We start from the raw sequence: 21,503 nt of genomic DNA, 5'->3' as shown, positions 1-21,503 counted from the left end.
GGGGGGGGGGGGCGGGGGGGGGCCCGGGGGGGGGCCCCCCCGGGGGGCCCCCCCCCCCGGGGGGCGCCCCCCCCCCCCCGGGGCGGGGGGGGGGCCCCCCCCGGGGGGCCCCCCCCCCCCCCGGCGGCGTTGTGCGGCTCTGACGTCCCCACACCGCACACAGGACGTGCGGGAACGCCGGAGGGCCCGCGGCGGTGACTCCGCGGGCCCTCCGGCAGGTGGTCCGTCTCAGACCTCGTCGCGGCGGAGCGAGGGCTTGAGCTCCTTGAACCGGCCGAGCAGGCCGTTCACGAACGAGGGCGACTCGTCCGTGGAGAACTCCTTCGCCAGCTGCACCATCTCGTCGAGGACGACGGCGTCCGGCGTCCCGTCGACCCAGATCAGCTCGTAGGCGCCGAGCCGCAGGATGTTGCGGTCGACGACGGGCATCCGGTCAAGGGTCCAGCCGACGGCGTACTGCGCGATCAGCTCGTCGATGCGCTTCGCGTGCTCCGCGTAGCCCTCGACCAGCTCCATCGTGTACTCGCTGACCGGCGGCTGCCGGGTGTCCGCCCGGGAGAGCCGGACCCAGTCCGCGAGGACGGTCAGCACCTCGACGCCGCGCTGGTCCCCCTCGAAGAGGATCTGGAAGGCGCGCTTACGGGCCGTGTTGCGGGCAGCCACGGTTAGCTGTTCACCCGGCCGAGGTAGTCGCTGGTGCGGGTGTCGACCTTGATCTTCTCACCGGTGGTGATGAAGAGCGGCACGTTGATCTGGTGGCCGGTCTCCAGGATGGCGGGCTTGGTGCCACCGGTGGAGCGGTCGCCCTGGACGCCCGGCTCGGTCTCCTGGATGACGAGCTCGACAGCGGCCGGCAGCTCGACGAAGAGCACCTCGCCCTCGTGCTGCGCGACCGTGGCGGTGAAGCCCTCGATCAGGAAGTTCGCGGCGTCGCCGACGGCCTTCTTGTCGACGTGCAGCTGGTCGTAGGTCTCCATGTCCATGAAGACGAAGTACTCGCCGTCCATGTAGGAGAACTGCATGTCGCGCTTGTCGACGGTGGCCGTTTCGACCTTGACGCCGGCGTTGAAGGTCTTGTCGACGACCTTGCCGGAGAGCACGTTCTTGAGCTTGGTGCGCACGAAGGCCGGGCCCTTGCCGGGCTTGACGTGCTGGAACTCGACGACGGACCAGAGCTGGCCGCCTTCGAGCTTGAGCACCATGCCGTTCTTGAGGTCGTTCGTGGAAGCCACGGTTGCGGAATCTCCTGGACTGACGTACGACCCCGGGGCACGCGCCTGCCTGGCTACAGGGCGAGCAGCTCCTTGGTCGTGATGGTGAGTAGCTCGGGTCCGCCGTCCGCCTCGGGGCGGACGACGAGCGTGTCATCGATCCGGACACCGCCCCGGCCCGGGAGGTGGACCCCCGGTTCGACGGTGACTGGCACGCAAGCGTCCAGTTTACCCATGGCCGCAGGACTCAATTGAGGGTCCTCGTCGATTTCGAGCCCCACGCCGTGTCCGGTCAGGACCGTCAGGCCCTCCGTGTACCCCGCGGAGTCCAGCACCTGACGGGCCGCACGGTCGACGTCCCGGCAGGCGGCGCCGGGTACCAGGCTCTCACGCCCGGCCCGCTGCGCCGCGAAGACCAGGTCGTACAGCTCGATCTGCCAGTCCGCGGGAGCCGTGCCGATGACGAACGTGCGGCCGATCTCGCAGCGGTAGCCGCGGTACGTCGCGCCCAGGCAGACCGAGAGGAAGTCGCCCTCCTCGACCCGGCGGTCGGTGGGCCGGTGGCCGGGACGGCCCGCGTTCGGCCCGGCGCCGACGGACGTCGGGAAGGCCGGACCGTCCGCACCGTGGTCCACGAGCCGTCTTTCGAGTTCCAGGGCGAGATGACGCTCGGTGCGGCCGACCAGGATCGACTCCAGCAGCTCGCCGAGGGCCTGGTCGGCGATCTCGGCGCCGATGCGCAGACAGGAGATCTCCTCCTCGTCCTTGACGACCCGGAGCTGCTCGACGACGCTGCCGAGGTTCGCCAGACGCAGCCGGGGGGCGACCGAGCCGAGGGCGCGGTGGCGGGCCACGGTGAGGTGGTGCTCCTCCACGGCGAGGGATTCGGCGCCCTGGCCGGCGGCGAGGCCCGCGGCCGCGACGGCCGGGTCACCGGCGCCGACTCCGGGCAGGGTGTGGACGCGCAAGGCCTCGTCGGGGCGCTCCTGCGCGGGGCGGTCGGCCGCGGCTGCGGCACTGACCAGGAGGTCGTGCTCCTCGGTCCTGCCCAGCAGCAGAACGGCGCCCTGCGGGGCGGCGCCCGCGAGGTAGCGCACGTTGGCGGGGCGGGAGATCAGCGCCGCCGCGCTGCCGCCCGCGTTGCAGTATTCCCTCAGACGCGTCCGGCGGGCCGCGTACACCTCTGACATGACCCGAGCGTATGGGCTGCGCCGGTTTTGTGCCGGTTGAGGGGGTCTGAGTGGGCGGTGTCTGAGATGTCCGGGTGTGCGGGGTGCCGATCGGGAGACGGGGTGCCGCGCGGGGTCGTATGCCGTCCGCGGCTGCGTGGGGGCCTGTCGCGCAGTTCCCCGCGCCCCTTTGGGGCGCGTACTACGGGGCGCTCACCACTGGGGTGGGCTCGCGATGGAGCGGGCCAGGACCTCGTCCAGTACGCGTGCCGTCTCCGGGACGTCCAGTTGGGAGTTGTCGATGATCGGCAGGCCCGAGCCGTACCAGCCGGCCATGCGGCCGTGGATGCGGGCCACCTCCTCGTCGGAGAGCCGCCGGTTGCCCGAGCGCTCCGCGTTGCGCTCCAGGACGATCTCCAGGCCCGGCAGGAGTACGACCGGCAGCAGACCGGGCCCCACATGGCGCTTCCAGCCGCCGAGGCCGACGACCGGGCGGTCGGGGAAGACCGCGTCGTCGAGGATGCAGGAGATGCCGTTCGCCAGGAAGTTCCGCGCGGCGAAGCCGCAGGTGCGGCGGGCCAGGCGGTACTGCGCCTCCGAGTTGTCGTTCCACCCGGTCTGGGGGTCGGCGAAGCCGGAGCGGACCCACTCGCGTACGTCGTCGAGGCTGATGTGGGCCGTGGGGACCCGGCGGTGGTCCGCCCAGTACTTGGCGACACTGGTCTTGCCCGCGCCGGCGGGGCCGATGAGCAGCACCGCGAGGGTCGTGCCGGCCGGGTCGGGGACGGTCGCGGCGGGCGGGGCCATCGGCATGGCGACCGGGCCGCCCGGCGGCAGCGGCACATGCCCGGTGGTCTCCGGAGTCGGCGGGGCGGATGCCGGGCCCGCTCCGGGCGGGGGCGCCGGATATCCCGGCGCCGGGGGTACGGGCACGGGGCCCTGGTGCGCGCCCGCGTGCTGCGGGCCCGGGTGATGTGCGGCCGGCGACCAGCCCGTGGCCGGTCCGTGCCCCGTCTGATGGGGCGGCGGCAGCGGAGAACCCACTGCGTGCTGCATCCGGTGCCACTCCGTCTCGTACAGGCGATGGGCGCTGACAGCGGGGGCGAACCCGCTTTCCCCCACAGCCTAAAGGGCCTGGGGGGGACCCCCATCCGAACGGTACCGCCCCCGGTCGTCGATGTGTGAACGGCCGGGGGCGGCCCGAAGTGCCCGGCTCCGTAAGGCTGTTTCGGTGCGGAAGGCGCACCCGGGTGCTTACTGCCCCACTTCGCCGTACGCGGCGAGCAGTACGGCCGGGTCGGGTCCTTCCAGGACGGTGGGCTTGGCCAGACCGTCGAGGACGATGAAGCGCAGCAGGTTGCCGCGCGACTTCTTGTCGACCTTCATGGTCTCCAGCAGCTTGGGCCACTGGTCGTACCGGTAGTGCAGGGGCAGCCCGACCGCTTCGAGGATCGCGCGGTGGCGGTCGGCCGTCGCGTCGTCCAGCCGGCCCGCGAGGCGCCCCAGTTCGGCGGCGAAGTGCATGCCGACCGAGACCGCCGCGCCGTGGCGCCACTTGTAGCGCTCGTTCTTCTCGATGGCGTGGCCCAGCGTGTGGCCGTAGTTGAGGATCTCGCGCAGGCCCGACTCCTTGAGGTCGGACGACACGACGTCGGCCTTGACCCGGATGGAGCGCTCGATGAGCTCCGCCGTGTGCGGGCCTCCCGGGGTGCGGGCACCCTGTACGTCGGACTCGATGAGGTCGAGGATGACCGGGTCGGCGATGAAGCCCGCCTTGATGACCTCGGCGAGGCCGGAGACGTAGTCGTTGACCGGCAGCGACTCCAGCGCGGCCAGGTCGCAGAGCACACCGGCGGGCGGGTGGAAGGCTCCGACGAGGTTCTTGCCCTCTGCGGTGTTGATGCCGGTCTTGCCGCCGACGGCCGCGTCCACCATGGCGAGCACGGTGGTGGGGATGGCGATCCAGCGCACCCCGCGCAGCCAGGTGGCCGCGACGAACCCGGCCAGGTCGGTGGTGGCCCCGCCGCCGACGCCGACGATGACGTCGCTGCGCGTGAATCCGGACTGGCCGAGCGCCTTCCAGCAGTAGGCGGCGACCTCGGCGGTCTTGGCCTCCTCCGCGTTGGGCACCTGGACGGCGACCACCTCGTAGCCCTGCTCGGCCAGGTCGGCGCGCAGCGCGTCACCCGTCTCGGCCAGCGCCTCGGGGTGGATGATCGCGACCCGCTGGGCCTTCTCGCCGATCAGAGCGCCGAGTTCGCCCAGCAACTGCCGGCCCACCAGGACCTCGTAGGGGTCGGTCCCCGCGGTGCCGCCGACCTGGATCCGCGTGACTGCCTCGCTCATGCTTCCTTCAACTCCAGTGCGTCCAGGGCGGCTTCGGTGACCTCTTCGGGGGCCCGGCCGTCGGTGGCGACCACGGCGGTGGCGACCTCCTCGTACAGGTGGCGGCGGGCCTCCATGAGTTCGCGCCACTGCTTGCGCGGGTTGACCGCGAGCAGCGGGCGGGCCGTGTTGAGGCCGGTGCGCTTGACCGCCTCCTCGACGTCCATCGACAGGTACGCCACTCGCTGCCCGGCGAGCAGTGCGCGGGTGTCGGTGTCGAGGATCGCGCCGCCGCCCAGGGCCAGGACGCCGTCGTGCTCGCCGAGCGCCCGCCGCACCGCCGCCTTCTCGATCGCCCGGAAGGCCGACTCGCCCTCGTCGACGAAGATCTCGGCGATGCTCCGGCCCTGCTCGGCGACGATGTCGTCGTCGGTGTCCCGGTAGGACACCCCGAGCCGCTCGGCCAGCAGCTGCCCGACGGTGGACTTGCCCACGCCCATCGGACCGACCAGGACGACCAGCGGGCCGCTCATCGGATGGCGAGGTTGTCGAGGTACGACGTCACGTTGCGGCGGGTCTCGGCCACCGAGTCGCCGCCGAACTTCTCGGCCACCGCGTCCGCGAGCACCAGGGCCACCATGGCCTCGGCGACGATGCCGGCGGCCGGGACCGCGGACACGTCGGAGCGCTGGTGGTGGGCCTGCGTGGCCTCACCGGTGGTGACGTCCACGGTCTGCAGGGCGCGCGGCACGGTCGCGATCGGCTTCATCGCGGCGCGCACGCGCAGCAGCTCGCCGGTGGTCAGGCCGCCCTCGGTGCCGCCGGAGCGGCCGGTGGTGCGCCGGATGCCGTCGTCGGTCTTCACGATCTCGTCGTGCGCCTTGGAACCGGGGACCCGCGCCAGCTCGAAGCCGTCGCCGATCTCGACGCCCTTGATCGCCTGGATGCCCATGAGGGCACCGGCCAGCCGGGCGTCCAGCTTGCGGTCCCAGTGCACATGCGAACCGAGACCGACGGGCACGCCGTACGCGAGGATCTCGACCACGCCGCCGAGGGTGTCGCCGTCCTTGTGAGCCTGGTCGATCTCCGCGACCATCGCCTTCGAGGCGTCCGCGTCCAGGCAGCGCACGGGGTCGGCGTCCAGCTTCTCGACGTCGGCCGGGGTCGGGTAGGCGCCGCGCGGCGCCTTCGCCGCCGCCAGCTCCACCACATGCGACACGATCTCGACGCCCGTCGTCTCCTTCAGGTACGACCGGGCCACCGCTCCCAGCGCGACGCGAGCGGCCGTCTCACGCGCCGAAGCGCGCTCCAGGATCGGCCGGGCCTCGTCGAAGCCGTACTTCTGCATGCCCGCCAGGTCGGCGTGACCGGGACGGGGGCGGGTCAGCGGGGCGTTGCGGGCCAGCCCGTCGAGGATCTCCGGGTCGACCGGGTCGGCCGCCATGACCTGCTCCCACTTCGGCCATTCGGTGTTGCCCACCATGATCGCGACCGGGGAACCGAGGGTGAGGCCGTGCCGGACGCCGCCGAGGAAGGTGACCTCGTCACGCTCGAACTTCATCCGGGCACCGCGTCCATAGCCCAGGCGCCGCCTCGCGAGATGGTCCGCCACCATGTCCGTGGTGATCGGCACGCCGGCGGGAAGGCCCTCCAACGTCGCCACGAGTGCGGGACCGTGGGACTCCCCCGCGGTCAGCCAGCGCAACCTGCTCAACGGTGCTCCTCAGTGCTCGCGCTCTGGTACTGCCCTGCGTACGCGCCTCGTCGCGCACGGCGACGGCTTGGCCGGGTGCGCGGCCCGGTCCGCCATCTCCGATCCTCCCACGCCGGGGCCGTCCGCCCGGCGGCCGGTCCATCAAGCGGACGCGTTCGCGGACGGGCCGTCGCCCTGCCGCCGCTGCGGCGCGTACGCCCCGAGGAAGTCGGCGCCGCTCGGCTCCCGGGCGGGCTCGGCCTGCCGCTGCGGGGCGTACGCCCCCAGGTGGGCCGCCCCGCTGCCCTGCTGCCCGGCCGCCTCGGTCCGCTGCGGCGCGTACTGGCCCAGGTAGTCCGCACCGCTCCCCTGCCCGTACCGGGCGGCGGCGTGGATCGGCTGTCCGCTGCGGACGGCGCGCCGGTGGGCGATCTTGCGCTTGATCTTGACGGCCCAGGACGCCACGACGGCCAGCACGATCAGGGCGAGCACCGTGATCTGCACCCAGTCGGGCAGGAATCCCAGCAGGGACTCGAATATCTGTGACTTGACGGACGCCTGAGGCAGACCTGTGGACATGACGGACGTTCCCCTCCCCTGTTCCGCCCCCTGCGGAACCGAGAGCGGATCTTAGCGCTCGGCGAGTGCCCGCTCGCCCGCTTTTCGCATGGCCTCCAGGGGCGCCGGTGCCAGCCCCGTCATCTGCTCGACCTGGAGCACGGCCTGGTGCACCAGCAGGTCGAGACCGCTGACGACGGCGCCGCCGTACGCCGACCAGCGGGCGGCGAGGTCGGTCGGCCAGGGGTCGTACAGGACGTCGAAGAGAGCCGCCGGGCGCTCGGGCACCGACCGGGCGAGGGCGTCGGTGACACCGGCCGGTGTCGTGCTGATCACCAGGGGGGCGCGCAGGGCCTGCTCGGCGTCGGCCCAGTCGGCGATCCGGACGGCGACGTCGAGCCGCTCGGCCCACTGCCGCATCTCGGCGGCCCGGGCCTCGCTGCGCACGTAGACGGCGATCTCGCCCGGGCAGATCCGGGACAGCGCGGCAAGCGCGGAGGAGGCTGTGGCGCCCGCGCCGAGGACGGCGGCGGCGTCGACCTTGTCGATGCCGTGCTCGCGCAGCGCGGCCACCATGCCGGGGATGTCGGTGTTGTCGCCGACACGGCGGCCGTCCTCGGTGCGGACGACGGTGTTGACGGCGTCGACCGAGGCCGCGGTCTCGCTGATCTCGTCGAGCAGCGGGATCACCGCCCGCTTCAGCGGCATGGTCAGCGAGAGCCCGGCCCACTCGGGGCCGAGCGTCTCGAAGAACGCGGGCAGCCCGGCCTCGTCGACCTCGAACCTGTCGTACGTCCAGCCGGCCAGGCCCAGCTCCTGGTAGGCGGTGCGATGCAGGACCGGGGAGAGCGAGTGGGCGATCGGGGAGCCGAGTACGGCGGCCCGGCGTGGTGCGGCCATCAGGGTTTCCTCAGTTGTTCCGCGAGGCGTTGAACTGGTCGACCAGCTTCTGGTGTTCGGCGTTCGTCTTCGTGAACTTGCTGGTCTTGCCGTCGAGCGAGATGAAGTAGTACCAGCCGTCGTCCGTCGGCTTGAGGGTGCCCTTGATCGCGTCCTCGCCCGGGTTGTCGATCGGACCGGGCGGCAGGCCCTTGTGGAAGTACGTGTTGTACGGGTTGTCGTAGTTCCGCAGTTCGCTCAGGCTCAGGTCGATCTTGCTCTGGTTCTTGATGTAGTTGTAGGTGGAGTCGAACTCCAGCATGCCGTTGGTCTGCGGGTTGCCGGGCTTCATCCGGTTGTAGATGACCTCGGCCATCTTGCGGAAGTCGCTGTGGCTGGTGCCCTCTGCCTGGACCAGGCTGGCGACGGTGACCAGTTGCCACGGGTCCTCGAGTCCGAGGCTCTCGGCCTTCTCCTCGACGCCGAGCTTCGCGTACGTCGTACTGGCCCGCTTGACCATCTGCTTCAGGACGTCCGCGGGCTTCTGCCCCTCGCTGACGCCGTAGCTGGAGGGGTAGAGGAAGCCCTCCAACGGGTCCTTGACGTCGGCGTGGTTCTGCGCCCAGTCGGGCAGGCCGAGCTGCTTGTAGTCCTTCTTGGCGACGGCGGCGGTGGTGCCGTCCTTGACCTTGAGGCGCTTGTCGATGAGCCGGTAGATGTCGGCGTTGCGCCGGCCCTCGGCGATGATCAGGTTGTCGCGGCTCTTCGGGCTGAGCATCAGTTCGACCGCACTCGCGGCCGACATGTGCTTCTCCAGCGTGTAGACGCCGTCCTGGATGCCCTTGCCGTTCGGGTTGTCCTCCTGGGCGGCGACGAACGCGTCGACACTCCTGACGACCCCCGCGCTCTTCAGCACCTGGCCGATCTTGTAGCCGAGCGCCCCCTCGGGGATCTCGACGGACACCTGCTGCCCGTTGCCGTCGCCCGCGAAGTCCGGGGCGTCGCCGAAACGATCCTGGTAGAACTGGTAGCCGAAGTAGCTCACACCGGCCAGACCACCGCCGAGGAGCACCACGACCAGCAGGCAGGCCATACCGCTGCGGCGCTTCTTCGGTTTGCCGCCGCCGCGCCCCCGCTTGTCCTCGCGCCCTCGGCGCTCCCCCGGCTCGTCGCCGTCGTCATCGTCGTCGCCCGCGAAGAAGGCGTGTTCCCCCTGGTCGGGGCCGGGATCCCAGTCGGTCTCCGGTTCCGGCGGGGGCTCCTGGCCGGGTGGGACCCCTCGCCGGCCGGGCGGCTCAGGGGGCGGATAGGCGTCGGGCGTGCCGTAGTAGTCCTGCTGACCGCCGTACGCACCGGTCTGGCGGCCGTAGGGGTCCGCCGGGTCACCGGGGTAGGGGGCCTGCTGGTGCGGGTCGTTGACCCAGCCGCCGGTGTCGTACTGCTGCTGCTGGTGGTGGTAGCCCTGGGCCTGCTGGTGTCCGTGATCCGGTTGGCCGGGGTACTGCTGCTGCCCGTGGGCCTGGGCCGCGTACTGCTGCTGGTCGTACGGGTACTGCTGCTGCGCTTGGCCGTATCCGGTCTGGTCACCGGTACCCCAGTCGCCGTACTGCGGCTGCTGCGGCTGCTCTGGATAGTGCTGCGGCTGGCCGCCGTAGGGGGGCTGCTGACCCTGGTGGGCCTGCTGCCCGCCCCATCCGCCGTCCCCGTACAACGGGTCCTCCGGATGCCACGGTTCGGAGCCTTGGCCCCGGCCATACTCAGTCATCGATCCCCTAGAGCCGCGAGGCGGCGGTCGCGCGGCTTCCGGCCCGGCTCCCGTCCCGCCTCTTGCTGTGCGGTGGCTGTTCGAATGCCTCCGCATCGCGCGGAACGTTACCGTATCGCGATCAGATGACCACTTCGACGCCTTCGCCGGGTGCTTTACCTGACACCCGTTCGGATTCGAGGGCCTGTTGCAGGATGACCACGGCCGCTGCCTGGTCGATGACGGACCGGCCCTTCTTGGATTTCACGCCCGAGGCGCGCAGTCCCTGACTGGCCGTGACGGTCGTCATCCGTTCGTCGACGAGTCTCACCGGAACCGGTGAGATCATGCGGGCCAGTTCCTGGGTGAAGCCCCGGACCTTGACCGCGGCCGGGCCCTCGCCGCCCTTGAGGGAGCGCGGGAGACCGACCACGACCTCCAGCGGCTCGTATTCCTCGACGAGTTGCTTCAACCGTCGCTGGGCTGCGGGGATGTCACGCCCCGGGACCGTCTCCACCGGGGTGGCGAGGATCCCGTCGGGGTCGCACGAGGCGACCCCGATGCGGGCGTCCCCGACGTCGATCGCGAGTCGACGTCCTCTGCGCATACTGTCCGGCCCGCCCTTACTTCGCCGTCTCGGTGACCAGACGCTCCACGGCGTCCACGGCGTCACCGACGGCAGCCGGGTTCTGGCCACCGCCCTGGGCGACGTCCGGCTTGCCGCCACCGCCGCCACCGAGGGTCTTGGCGGCCGTACGCACCAGGTCGCCGGCCTTCAGACCGCGCTCGCGGGCGGCCTCGTTGGTGGCGATGACCGTGAGCGGCTTGCCGTTCGCCACCGTGAACAGGGCGACGACGGCGGCCCGCCCGCCCTGGATGCGTCCGCGCACGTCGAGAACCAGCTTGCGCAGGTCGTCGGCGGTCGTGCCGTCGGGGACCTGACCGGTCACGACAGCAACGCCACGGACGTCCTTGGCGGACTCGGCGAGACCGGCGGCGGCCTGGAGGACCTTCTCGGCGCGGAACTTCTCGATCTCCTTCTCGGCGTCCTTCAGCTTGCCGAGCATGGCGGAGACCTTCTCCGGGAGCTCCTCCGGGCGGCCCTTGATCAGCTCCTGGAGCTGGGCGACGACCGTGTGCTCCCGGGCGAGGAAGTTGTAGGCGTCCACACCGACCAGGGCCTCGATGCGGCGGACACCGGAGCCGATGGAGGATTCGCCGAGCAGCTTGACCAGGCCGAGCTGCGAGGTGTTGTGGACGTGCGTACCGCCGCACAGCTCCTTGGAGAAGTCGCCGATGGTGACGACCCGGACCCGCTCGCCGTACTTCTCGCCGAACTCGGCGATGGCGCCCTGCTTCTTGGCCTCGTCGATGCCCATGACATCGGCGCGGACGTCCAGGTCGCGGGCGAGCACCTCGTTGATCTTCTGCTCGACGTCGGTCATCACGGCCGTCGGGACGGCGGACGGGGAGCCGAAGTCGAAGCGGAAGCGGCCGGGCTGGTTCTCGGAACCGGCCTGGGCGGCCGTGGGGCCGAGGGCGTCGCGCAGGGCCTGGTGGGTCAGGTGCGTGGCCGAGTGGGCGCGGGCGATGGCCGTACGGCGTCGGCCGTCGATCGAGGCATGGGCCTTGGCACCGACGGTCACCTCGCCGACCTGGACGACTCCCTTGTGGACGTAGACGCCCGGGACCGGCTTCTGGCAGTCGCGGATCTCGATGACGGCACCGGTGTCGACCTTGATCTTGCCGGTGTCGCCGATCTGGCCACCGCCCTCGGCGTAGAAGGGGGTGCGGTCCAGGACGATCTCGACCTCGTCGCCCTCGGAGGCGGCCGGGGAGGAGGCGCCGTCGACGAGGATGCCGACGATCGTGGACTCGGACTCGGTGTCGGTGTAGCCGATGAAGTCGGTGGCACCGGCCTGGTCGGCGATCTCACGGTAGGCACCGGCACCGGCGTGCCCGGTCTTCTTGGCCTGGGCGTCGGCCTTGGCGCGCTCCCGCTGCTCCTTCATCAGGCGCCGGAAGCCGTCCTCGTCCACGGACAGGCCCTGTTCGGCGGCCATCTCCAGGGTGAGGTCGATCGGGAAGCCCCAGGTGTCGTGGAGCAGGAAGGCCTTGTCGCCGGGCAGGACGGTGGAGCCGGAGGCCTTGGTGTCGGTGACGGCCGTGTCGAGGATGTTGGTGCCGGCCTTCAGCGTCTTGAGGAAGGCGTTCTCCTCGGCGAGGGCGACCTTCTCGATGCGCTCGCGGTCGGTGATGAGCTCGGGGTACTGCTGGCCCATCATCTCGATCACGGTGTCGATCAGGTCCTGCACGACCGGACCGGTGGCGCCGAGCAGGCGCATGTTGCGGATGGCGCGGCGCATGATGCGGCGCAGCACATAGCCGCGGCCCTCGTTGCCGGGGGTGACGCCGTCGCCGATGAGCATCACCGAGGTGCGCATGTGGTCGGTGACCACGCGCAGGGAGACGTCCGAGCCGTGGGCGTCGCCGTAGCGGACGCCGGTGAGCTCGGTGGCCTTGTTGATGACGGCCATGGAGGTGTCGATCTCGTACATGTTCTGCACGCCCTGCAGAATCATGGCGAGCCGTTCGAGACCGAGGCCGGTGTCGATGTTCTGGCTCGGCAGGTCTCCCAGGATCGGGTAGTCCTTGCCCGGGCCCTCTCCCCGCTCGTACTGCATGAAGACGAGGTTCCAGATCTCCACGTACCGCTCGTCGTTGACGGCGGGGCCGCCCTCGGCACCGAACTCGGGGCCGCGGTCGTAGTTGATCTCGGAGCAGGGGCCGCAGGGACCGGGGACGCCCATGTCCCAGTAGTTGTCCTTCTTGCCCAGGCGCTGGATGCGCTCCCGCGGCACGCCGACGACCTCGTGCCAGATGCGCTCGGCCTCGTCGTCGTCCTTGTAGACGGTGATCCACAGGCGCTCGGGGTCGAGGCCGTAACCGCCCTTGTCCTGGGCGCTGGTGAGCAGCTCCCAGGCGAGCTTGATGGCGCCTTCCTTGAAGTAGTCGCCGAAGGAGAAGTTGCCGCACATCTGGAAGAACGTGCCGTGCCGGGTGGTCTTGCCGACCTCTTCGATGTCCGGCGTGCGCACGCACTTCTGGACGCTGGTGGCGCGGGCGAAGGGCGGCTTGACCTCACCCAGGAAGTAGGGCTTGAAGGGCACCATGCCGGCCGGGACGAGGAGCAGAGTCGGGTCGTCCGCGATGAGCGACGCCGAAGGGACGACGGTGTGACCGCGCTCCTCGAAGAAGCTCAACCAGCGGCGGCGAATCTCAGCCGACTCCATCAGTGGTCCTCATTCCGGTTGTACGGGTACGTCTGGTACGCCGAACCCTCGACGTACTTGGGGTTGTTGCGGTTCTCGATGGCGGCGAACCGCCGGGGGCCGGGGAGTTCGGGATTCTCGTTGATCCCGAGGGCGTCGCCCAGCTCGGCCTCCCGCACGGCCATGTTGTCCCGGACGTCGAGCGCGAAGCCGACCGCGCGGTCCTTGATGCGGTGACCGGCCTCGATCGCCTTGTTGCCGGCGGTTCTGGCGAGGCTCTCGGGGGTCAGCTGCTTCAGCTTGCGATTGACCTTGGTGGTGGCCCACACACCGGCGGCGACGCCCGTGGTGAACCAGAAGGTGCGGCGGAACATCGCTGGCTCTCAGTCCCTCTTGTCTCGGGCACCGCGCCGGGTGACCGTGCGGCCCACGATCACGGTACGCCTGGACGCCTTGGCGGGCACGTCCTCCTTGCGGCCGCCCAGGGCCCGGCGCACGCCGTAGCCGAAGGCCGCGACCTTGACCAGGGGGCCGCCGAAGGTGGAGGCGACGGTCGTCGACAGCGCCGAGGCGTTCGACGTGACCTCCTGGACGTCGGAGGCGATCGAGTCGACCCGGTCGATCTGGGTCTGCGCGGAGCGCACCGCCGTGGAGGCGTCGGCCAGCAGCGGGACGGCCTGGTCGGTCACGTCCGCCACGAGCTTGGTGGTCGCCTTGAGCGTCTGGGCCACCCTCGCCAGCGCGACGGCGAGGAAGGAGACCAGGATCGCCCAGAAGACGGCCACCAGGATCCCGGCAACCTCTCCACCGGACACTGTGTGCACCCGCTCCCTGAAACGTGCCTGAACATCAAAAAGTCGTGCGACGAGCCTATCGCGCCGGAGGTTGCGCTCCGTACCGGATTACCGCGCGGGAGCAGGGGAATCGCGAAAGCCCGCCGCCTCGCCCACCCGTACAGGTGGGGAGACGGCGGGCTGGGGTACCGCGTGCCTGCCGAGGATCAGCGGGCGTAGTACTCGACGACGAGCTGCTCGTCGCAGATCACCGGGATCTCCTTGCGGTTCGGCTCGCGGTCCAGGCGGAACGCCAGGCCCTTGAGGTTCACCTGGAGGTAGCGCGGGGTCTCACCGTCGGGGGCGAAGCCACCCTCACGAGCGATCGTGAAGAGGGTCTTCTCCTTGGAGCGCTCGCGGACCTGCACCACGTCGTCCGGACGGACACGGAAGGAGGGCTTGTCGACCTTCTTGCCGTTGACCGCGATGTGGCCGTGCACGACCATCTGGCGGGCCTGGTAGATCGTGCGGGCGATGCCCGAACGCAGAACCAGGGCGTCGAGACGGCGCTCCAGCTCGATGATCAGGGCCTCACCGGTCTTGCCCTGGACCTTGGAGGCACGCTCGTAGGCGCGGACGAGCTGGCGCTCGGACACGTCGTACTGCGCGCGCAGACGCTGCTTCTCGAGCAGACGGACCTTGTAGTCCGAGTTCTGCTTGCGGCCGCGGCCGTGCTCACCGGGCGGGTAGGGGCGGGCCTCGAAGTACTTGACGGCCTTCGGGGTCAGCGCGATGCCGAGGGCACGCGACTTCTTGACCTTGGGGCGGGACTGGTTCGCCACTGTTTTTCGCTTCCTTGTATCGGCTTGTCAGGGTTGAGGGAGGTCGCATCCGCAGCCGGGGAAACCCTCCTCGGTCCTGGTGGACCTCGGTGGGCAGCCGCTCCCTGGTCTGGGCACATACGTGCAGCACGCGAGTGGCCCACCGACCGCTTCCGTCGTGCGACGGGTGGTGGTGGGCTGCCCGCGACACCGTTCGACGGTGCGCGACGCTCCTGGAGCCGGTCCCGGGGGACCGGGCTCCGGCCGACTGCCCCGTTCTGACTGCACGGGACGCGGCACTCCGGACGAGTTTACAGGGTGCTCAGGACCGCTTTCGACCGAGGTTCTTCCGGGTCCACTCCACCGCGTCCGCGTAGCGGGCCTCCGCGCCGTGCCGGGTCGGCTCGTAGTACTCGCGGCCCTTCAGTTCGTCGGGGGCGTACTGCTGGGCCGCGATGCCCTCGGGCAGGTCGTGCGGGTAGACGTAGCCCTGGCCGTGGCCGAGCTTGGTCGCGCCCTTGTAGTGGCTGTCGCGCAGGTGGGCGGGGACGGGTCCGGCCAGGCCCTTGCGGACGTCCTCCAGGGCGGCGCCGATCGCGGTGGTCGCGGCGTTGGACTTGGGGGCGAGTGCGAGGGCGATCGTGGCGTGGCTGAGGGTGAGGGCGGCTTCCGGGAAACCGATCATGGCGACGGCCTGGGCGGCGGCGACGGCCGTCTGCAGAGCGGTCGGGTCGGCCAGGCCGATGTCCTCGCTGGCGGAGATCATCAGGCGGCGGGCGATGAAGCGGGGGTCCTCGCCGGCCTCGATCATCCGGGCCAGGTAGTGCAGGGCGGCGTCGACGTCGGAGCCGCGGATGGACTTGATCAGGGCGCTGGCCACGTCGTAGTGCTGGTCGCCGTCGCGGTCGTACTTCACGGCGGCCCGGTCGACCGTCTCCTCCAGGGTGGTCAGGCCGATCTCCGCCTCACCCTTGTCGAGGGCGGCCCCGGCGGCCGCCTCCAGGGCGGTCAGGGCGCGGCGGGCGTCGCCGCCGGCGATCCGCAGCAGGTGGTCCTCGGTCTCCTCGGGGAGGGTGACGGACTCCTTGAGGCCGCGCTCGTCGGTGAGAGCGCGACGGATCAGGCTCCTGATGTCGTCGTCGGTGAGTGGTTCGAGGGTGAGCAGCAGGGAGCGGGACAGCAGGGGGGAGATCACCGAGAAGTACGGGTTCTCCGTGGTCGCCGCGATGAGGGTCACCCAGCGGTTCTCGACGGCCGGGAGCAGGGAGTCCTGCTGGGCCTTGCTGAAGCGGTGGATCTCGTCGAGGAAGAGAACGGTCTCCTTGCCGTAGCCGCCGGAGGCGCGGCGGGCGCCGTCGATGACCGCGCGGACCTCCTTGACGCCCGCGGTGATCGCGGACAGCTCCACGAAACGGGCGTCGGTCGCCTTGGAGACGACGTAGGCCAGGGTGGTCTTGCCGGTGCCGGGCGGGCCCCAGAGGAGCACCGAGGAGGGTCCGGCCGGGCCGGAGGCCTCCCCCACCAGTCTGCGCAGGGGTGAGCCCGGTTTCAGCAGATGCTGCTGGCCCACGACCTCGTCGAGGGTGCGCGGGCGCATCCGGACCGCCAGGGGGCTGCTGGACGGCTCCTTCTCCTGGCGTTCTTCGGCTGCTGCGGTGAACAGGTCGGGCTCCACGTCAGAAACCCTAAAGGACGGCACCGACAATGCGGCCGGGCCCCGGAACCGGGGGCTCAGCTGAGCCAGAAGTCCCACCAGCGGGTCAGGATCAGCATGCCGATGATGCCGATGTGCAGCACGGGCATGACCCAGGTGAACTCGCCGAAGAAGCTCTTGAGCCAGCCCGGGGCGGGAAGGAAGCCCTTGCGGATGTTGAACGACGTCACGTACCAGAACATCAGGATCGTGGCGACCCAGGCGAGGCTGCACCACAGGCACAGCGCGTTGATCCGGTACAGGGACTGGAACATCAGCCAGGCGCAGAAGACCACGCCGAAGAGGCAGCCGGCGTTGAAGGTGAGCCAGTACCAGCGCGGGAAGCGGGCGCGGGCGAGCAGGGCCATGCCGACGCCGATGACGATGCCGTAGCAGACGATGCCGAGCATCGGGTTCGGGAAGCCGAAGACGGCGGCCTGCTTGCTCTCCATGACGCTGCCGCAGGAGACGACCGGGTTGAGGCTGCAGCCGGGCGTGAACGTCTTGCCCTCGACCTTGGCTTCGAGGATCTTGAACTTGTCGATCGTGATGACCCACGCGGCGAGCAGTCCGGCCGCGCCGGTGATCACGAGCAGCAGGGCGAGAGCCTTGCTGCCGCCCTCCGCGCGCGGCGCGATCTCGGCGCGCTCCGGCTCGGATTCCGTGCTGACGTCCCTGACTGTCGTCTTGCTCATCACGCCGATTCCGTCACTTGAGACCTGAACATCTTCGGGCAGGGGCCATTGTGCCGCACGGGACCCCGAGTCCACCGTTCAGTGAACATAAGGACGGCTCTCCCGTCGCCCCTGAGGGGTGCGTTTCGGCCGACGCCCGTCGCATGGCAGCACAGGGGTGCGAACACGGGGGCCCGAACGGCGTCCAGGGGTGATCAACGGCGACGGCCTCGGCCGCCCCAGCGGCGCGGGCTGGGGCGGCCGAGGCCGTTGTCGTGCCGGCGGGTGATCAGCCCAGGCGTGCTTCCAGCTCCGCCACGATCTCGTTCACGCCCACCGCCGTCTGCTCGCCGGACTCCATGTCCTTGAGCTGGACGACGCCCTCGGCGAGATCGCGTTCGCCGGCGACGACCGTGTAGCGGGCGCCGCTGCGGTTGGCGTTCTTCATCGCGCCCTTGAGGCCCTTGCCGCCGTAGGAGAAGTCGGCCGCGATGCCGTTCTTGCGCAGCTCGGTGACCTTGGCGAACAGCACGCGGCGGGCCTCCTCGCCGAGCGGGACGGCGAACACGCTGGTGGTGGCGGGCAGTTCGAGTTCGACGCCCTCCGCCTGCAGGGCGAGGACCGTGCGGTCGACGCCGAGGGCCCAGCCGACGGACGGCAGCGCGGGGCCGCCGATCATCTCGGACAGGCCGTCGTAGCGGCCGCCGCCGCCCACCGCCGACTGCGAGCCGAGGCCGTCGTGGACGAACTCGAAGGTGGTGCGGGTGTAGTAGTCCAGGCCACGCACCAGCTTGGGGTCGTCCTCGAAGGAGACGCCCGCCGCGGTGATCAGCTCGCGGACCTCCTCGTGGTACGCCTTGCAGGCGTCGCAGAGGTAGTCGCGCAGCAGGGGCGCGTCGCCCAGCTGCTTCTGCACCGACTCGCGCTTGTCGTCCAGGACGCGCAGCGGGTTGATCTCGGCGCGCCGCAGGGTGTCCTCGTCCAGGTCCAGACCGCGCAGGAACTCCTGGAGCGCCGTCCGGTACACCGGGCGGCACTCCTGGTCACCGAGGCTGTTGAGCAGGATCCTGAAGTCGCTCAGGCCCAGGGAGCGGTACGCCTGGTCGGCCAGGATGAGCAGCTCGGCGTCGAGCGCCGGGTCCTCGGCGCCGATCGCCTCGGCACCGACCTGGGAGAAGTGGCGGTAACGGCCCTTCTGGGGGCGCTCGTAGCGGTAGTACGAGCCGGAGTACCAGAGCTTGACCGGGAGGTTGCCGGCCTTGTGGAGGTTGGCCTCCAGCGCGGCGCGCAGGACGGAGGCCGTGCCTTCGGGGCGCAGGGCGAGCTTGTCGCCGCCCTTGGTCTCGAAGGCGTACATCTCCTTGGTCACGATGTCGGTGGACTCACCGACCCCGCGTGCGAAGAGCTCGACGTTCTCGAAGCCCGGCGTCTCGATGTAGCCGTAGCCGGAGTTGCGCAGCGGGGCGGCGATCGCCTCGCGGACGGCGAGGTAGGTGGCGCTGTCCGGGGGGATCAGGTCGTACGTGCCCTTGGGGGCCTTGAAGGTGCTCACGGAAGGTCTCGTCACATTCCTCGTCGGGGAGCCCGGGCGGGTCCCTGGCCGGCGGCCACCTGCCGCAGATACGGGTTGGTGGAGCGCTCCTGGCCGATGGTGGTCTGGGGGCCGTGGCCGGACAGCACCACGGTCGAGTCGTCGAGCGGCAGGCACACGCGGGCCAGCGAGTCGAGCATCTCGGCCATGTCACCGCCGGGCAGGTCGGTGCGTCCGATGGAGCCGGCGAACAGCAGGTCGCCCGAGAAGAGGATCGGCGGGATGTCCGCCGCCTCGGGCATGCCGAAGGTCACCGACCCCTTGGTATGGCCGGGTGCGTGCGCGACGGACAGCTCCAGGCCCGCCAGCTCCAGCTTCGCCCCGTCGGCGAGCTCCTTGACGTCGTCGGGCTCCCCCACGGTCAGTTCACCCAGCAGCGGCATCCCGATGGACCGGCCGATGCCCTTCTCGGGGTCGCTCATCATGTACCGGTCGTCGGGGTGGATCCAGGCCGGCACGTCGTGCGCGCCGCACACCGGGACGACGGACGCCACATGGTCGATGTGGCCGTGGGTGAGGACGACGGCGACGGGCTTGAGCCGATGCTTGGCGATCGTCTCCGCGACGCCGTCGGCGGCCTGATGGCCGGGGTCGATGATCACGCACTCCTCACCGGCGGCGGGGGCGACGAGGTAGCAGTTCGTCCCCCAGGCCCCGGCGGGGAACCCGGCAATGAGCACGATCGTCCTTCGTTGTGTCGATATACGGGCGGCTACGGCTGCTCACAGAGCCTACCGGCGCTGCCGATTCCTCAGCGAACCCATATACGGTACGGGGCACACGCACGCGCTCGGCACACAGGACGCACGCGTACCGGTCGGCATATGAGACCCATGAGGAGAGAACCCGGTGGTCAGCCAGGAACAGCGGCGGCGTCAGCTCGCCCGGGAGAAGTTCTTGCGGCAGCAGCAGCGACGCACTGACGCGCGACGCAAGGCCCGTATCCGCAACTCCGTGATCGCCTCGGTTCTCGGCGTGATCGTGATCCTCTCGGTGACGGTCTTCCTGACCAAGCCGTTCGAGGACGACGGCAAGGAGAACGCGAACGCGGAGGTCACCCCGAGCGCCACGCCCAGCAACGCGCCGGACCCGTGCGAGAAGCCCGCCGCGGGCAAGGTCGAGTCGCAGACCTGGAAGAAGGAACCTGCGATGACCATCGACAAGTCGGCGAAGTACACGATGAAGCTGGACACCACGTGCGGTGAGATAGACGTCGCGCTGAAGGCGTCGGCCGCGCCGCACACCGTCAACTCGTTCAACTTCCTTCTCGGCAAGGGCTATCTGGACCACAGCAAGTGCCACCGGCTCACGAGCCAGGGCATCTTCGTCCTGCAGTGCGGCGACCCGCAGGGCACCGGCATGGGCGGACCGGGCTACACCATTCCGGACGAGAACCTCAAGGACAAGAGCCTCAAGGGCGGCACGTACCCGGCGGGCACGGTCGCGATGGCCAACCAGTACAACGCGCAGACGAAGCAGGGCCGCGACAGCGGCGGCAGCCAGTTCTTCCTCGTCTACCAGGACAGTCAGCTGCCGCCCGACTACACACCGTTCGGCACGGTGTCCGAGGCGGGCATGAAGGTCCTGAAGAAAATCGCGGACGCCGGGGCGCAGGCTCCCGACCCTCAGACGGGCAATACGGCGCCCAACGCGACCGTCGTGATCAACAAGGCCACGATCACCGAATCCTGACCCCCAACTGCGAAATTTCGGTCGCGCGGGATGCGGACACGCCCCCCGCCGGTCGCCTATGTTGGCCGTGACGAAACTGTGGACGATGCCCGGGGGAGCTGAGGCCCCCCGCAGGCATCATGTGGAGGAGGCGCTGTGAGCAGCGACCCGTGGGGCCGCGTCGACGAGACGGGGACCGTGTACGTGCGTACGGCCGACGGCGAGCAGGTCGTCGGTTCCTGGCAGGCAGGCTCCCCCGAGGAGGCGCTGGCCTATTTCGAGCGCAAGTACGAGGGCCTGGTTGTCGAGATCGGCCTCCTCGAGAAGCGAGTGAAGACCACCGACCTGTCGGCGAAGGACGCCCAGGCGGCCATCGACCACATCCGCGAGCAGGTCGACGCGCACCACGTGGTGGGCGACCTGGACGCCCTGCGGGTCCGGCTGGACAAGCTCGTGGAGCTGGTGGAGGCGCGCCGCGAGGAGCGCAAGGCGCAGCGGGCGAAGCAGTCCGACGAGGCCCGGCACGCCAAGGAGGCGCTGGTCGCCGAGGCGGAGGAGCTGTCGCAGTCCGACCAGTGGCGGGCCGCCGGTGAGCGGCTGCGGGCCCTGGTGGACACCTGGAAGGGTCTGCCGCGCCTGGACCGCAAGTCCGACGACGAGCTGTGGCACCGGTTCTCGCACGCGCGCTCGGCGTTCTCCAAGCGGCGCAAGCAGCACTTCGCGCAGCTGGACGCGCAGCGCGAGGAGGCCCGCAAGACCAAGGAGCGGCTGGTCTCCGAGGCCGAGGCGCTGTCGAACTCGACGGACTGGGGCGTCACGGCGGCGCGCTACCGCGAGCTGATGTCCGAGTGGAAGGCCGCGGGCCGCGCACAGCGCGAACACGAGGACGATCTGTGGAACCGCTTCCGCGGCGCCCAGGACGTCTTCTTCGCGGCCCGCAGCTCGGTCTTCGCCGAGCGGGACGCCGAGCAGTCGGAGAACCTCAAGCTCAAGGAGGAGCTGGCCGAGGAGGCCGAGAAGCTCCTGCCGATCACGGACCTGAAGGCGGCCCGCGCCGCGTTCCGGCACGTGAACGAGCGCTGGGAGGCCATCGGCCATGTGCCGCGCGACGCCCGGCCGAAGGTCGAGGGCCGGATGCACGCGGTCGAGCGGGCCATCCAGGAGGCCGAGGAGGCCGAGTGGCGCCGGACGAACCCGGAGGCACGCGCGCGTGCCGAGGGTCTGACCGGCCAGCTCCAGGCCGCGGTGGACAAGCTGCGGGGCCAGATCGAGCAGGCGCGCGCGCAGGGCAACAACGCCAAGGCCGACAAGCTCCAGCGTGAGCTCGACGGCCGGCAGGCGCTGCTGGACCAGGCGCTGAAGGGTCTGCAGGAGTTCGGCGGCTGAGCGGCGATCGACCGAGAAGGGGCTCCCGTACACGGTGTACGGG

At 70.5% G+C, this 21,503-nt stretch carries 21 protein-coding genes; 2 read left to right on the top strand and 19 right to left on the bottom strand.

The features are described 5' to 3' along the window. Positions 1 to 228: 228 nt before the first annotated feature. The 19 genes from nusB to ACFZDE_RS29960 form a co-directional block, all read right to left on the bottom strand. Entirely contained in the window at positions 229 to 663 is a 435-nt protein-coding gene (gene nusB / locus ACFZDE_RS30050) for a transcription antitermination factor NusB (RefSeq protein WP_381458843.1), read from the bottom strand. Between the two features lie 2 nt (positions 664 to 665). Continuing rightward, on the bottom strand, positions 666 to 1,232 hold the full coding sequence (efp, locus tag ACFZDE_RS30045; protein WP_030843148.1) for an elongation factor P: 567 nt from the start codon (positions 1,230 to 1,232) through the stop codon (positions 666 to 668). A 53-nt stretch (positions 1,233 to 1,285) separates the two neighbouring features. Then, entirely contained in the window at positions 1,286 to 2,401 is a 1,116-nt protein-coding gene (locus ACFZDE_RS30040; RefSeq protein ID WP_391004885.1) for a M24 family metallopeptidase, read from the bottom strand. Positions 2,402 to 2,593: 192 nt separating this feature from the next. After that, complete coding sequence (locus ACFZDE_RS30035) at positions 2,594 to 3,436, bottom strand: Pro-rich N-terminal domain-containing protein (protein WP_391205012.1); 843 nt, start codon at positions 3,434 to 3,436, stop codon at positions 2,594 to 2,596. 198 nt (positions 3,437 to 3,634) lie between these two features. Continuing rightward, positions 3,635 to 4,726: a 3-dehydroquinate synthase gene (gene aroB, locus ACFZDE_RS30030; protein WP_391004881.1), complete on the bottom strand. Its 1,092-nt coding sequence runs from the start codon at positions 4,724 to 4,726 to the stop codon at positions 3,635 to 3,637. Continuing rightward, positions 4,723 to 5,238, bottom strand: coding sequence for a shikimate kinase (locus ACFZDE_RS30025; protein ID WP_391205010.1), 516 nt, complete (start codon positions 5,236 to 5,238; stop codon positions 4,723 to 4,725). Before ACFZDE_RS30025 ends, aroB begins: the two co-directional genes overlap by 4 nt. Further along, positions 5,235 to 6,419 (bottom strand): chorismate synthase, encoded by a 1,185-nt coding sequence (gene aroC / locus ACFZDE_RS30020; protein ID WP_391004877.1) that lies wholly within the window; start codon positions 6,417 to 6,419, stop codon positions 5,235 to 5,237. Before aroC ends, ACFZDE_RS30025 begins: the two co-directional genes overlap by 4 nt. Positions 6,420 to 6,560: 141 nt before the next feature. Then, positions 6,561 to 6,977, bottom strand: a complete 417-nt coding sequence (locus ACFZDE_RS30015; protein ID WP_391205007.1) for a hypothetical protein — start codon at positions 6,975 to 6,977, stop codon at positions 6,561 to 6,563. A 51-nt stretch (positions 6,978 to 7,028) separates the two neighbouring features. After that, complete coding sequence (locus ACFZDE_RS30010; protein ID WP_391004873.1) at positions 7,029 to 7,856, bottom strand: shikimate dehydrogenase; 828 nt, start codon at positions 7,854 to 7,856, stop codon at positions 7,029 to 7,031. Positions 7,857 to 7,866: 10 nt separating this feature from the next. Then, on the bottom strand, positions 7,867 to 9,600 hold the full coding sequence (mltG, locus tag ACFZDE_RS30005) for an endolytic transglycosylase MltG (RefSeq protein ID WP_391205004.1): 1,734 nt from the start codon (positions 9,598 to 9,600) through the stop codon (positions 7,867 to 7,869). Between the two features lie 121 nt (positions 9,601 to 9,721). Then, a complete protein-coding gene (ruvX, locus tag ACFZDE_RS30000; protein WP_031104244.1) occupies positions 9,722 to 10,186 on the bottom strand; it encodes a Holliday junction resolvase RuvX in 465 nt (154 codons plus the stop codon). 16 nt (positions 10,187 to 10,202) lie between these two features. Beyond that, positions 10,203 to 12,872 carry an alanine--tRNA ligase gene (gene alaS, locus ACFZDE_RS29995; RefSeq protein ID WP_391205000.1) on the bottom strand — a complete coding sequence of 890 codons (2,670 nt, stop codon included), beginning with the start codon at positions 12,870 to 12,872 and terminating at the stop codon, positions 10,203 to 10,205. Then, positions 12,872 to 13,225, bottom strand: a complete 354-nt coding sequence (locus ACFZDE_RS29990) for a hypothetical protein (RefSeq protein WP_033309654.1) — start codon at positions 13,223 to 13,225, stop codon at positions 12,872 to 12,874. Before ACFZDE_RS29990 ends, alaS begins: the two co-directional genes overlap by 1 nt. A 9-nt stretch (positions 13,226 to 13,234) precedes the next feature. Beyond that, positions 13,235 to 13,675: a DUF948 domain-containing protein gene (locus ACFZDE_RS29985; RefSeq protein ID WP_391004866.1), complete on the bottom strand. Its 441-nt coding sequence runs from the start codon at positions 13,673 to 13,675 to the stop codon at positions 13,235 to 13,237. 176 nt (positions 13,676 to 13,851) lie between these two features. Continuing rightward, positions 13,852 to 14,466, bottom strand: coding sequence for a 30S ribosomal protein S4 (rpsD, locus tag ACFZDE_RS29980; RefSeq protein ID WP_031104240.1), 615 nt, complete (start codon positions 14,464 to 14,466; stop codon positions 13,852 to 13,854). Positions 14,467 to 14,767: 301 nt separating this feature from the next. Continuing rightward, positions 14,768 to 16,120, bottom strand: coding sequence for an AAA family ATPase (locus ACFZDE_RS29975; RefSeq protein ID WP_391204997.1), 1,353 nt, complete (start codon positions 16,118 to 16,120; stop codon positions 14,768 to 14,770). Positions 16,121 to 16,176: 56 nt separating this feature from the next. Further along, a complete protein-coding gene (locus ACFZDE_RS29970) occupies positions 16,177 to 16,833 on the bottom strand; it encodes a vitamin K epoxide reductase family protein (protein ID WP_391004861.1) in 657 nt (218 codons plus the stop codon). A 268-nt stretch (positions 16,834 to 17,101) separates the two neighbouring features. Beyond that, positions 17,102 to 18,364 carry a histidine--tRNA ligase gene (hisS, locus tag ACFZDE_RS29965; protein WP_391004859.1) on the bottom strand — a complete coding sequence of 421 codons (1,263 nt, stop codon included), beginning with the start codon at positions 18,362 to 18,364 and terminating at the stop codon, positions 17,102 to 17,104. Between the two features lie 11 nt (positions 18,365 to 18,375). Further along, positions 18,376 to 19,083, bottom strand: a complete 708-nt coding sequence (locus tag ACFZDE_RS29960; RefSeq protein ID WP_391204993.1) for an MBL fold metallo-hydrolase — start codon at positions 19,081 to 19,083, stop codon at positions 18,376 to 18,378. Between the two features lie 169 nt (positions 19,084 to 19,252). On the opposite strand from ACFZDE_RS29960, the gene ACFZDE_RS29955 reads away from it, so the two are divergent. Continuing rightward, positions 19,253 to 20,095 (top strand): peptidylprolyl isomerase, encoded by an 843-nt coding sequence (locus ACFZDE_RS29955; RefSeq protein ID WP_391204990.1) that lies wholly within the window; start codon positions 19,253 to 19,255, stop codon positions 20,093 to 20,095. Positions 20,096 to 20,230: 135 nt separating this feature from the next. Then, entirely contained in the window at positions 20,231 to 21,460 is a 1,230-nt protein-coding gene (locus tag ACFZDE_RS29950) for a DUF349 domain-containing protein (RefSeq protein ID WP_391004853.1), read from the top strand. The last annotated feature ends 43 nt before the right edge of the window (positions 21,461 to 21,503 follow it).

Origin of the sequence: Streptomyces sp. NPDC007929, assembly GCF_042959065.1 — a bacterium.
Lineage (GTDB): Bacteria > Actinomycetota > Actinomycetes > Streptomycetales > Streptomycetaceae > Streptomyces.
Note: the sequence above shows the minus strand (reverse complement) of the source record. Positions and strands in the feature narration are given on the sequence as shown.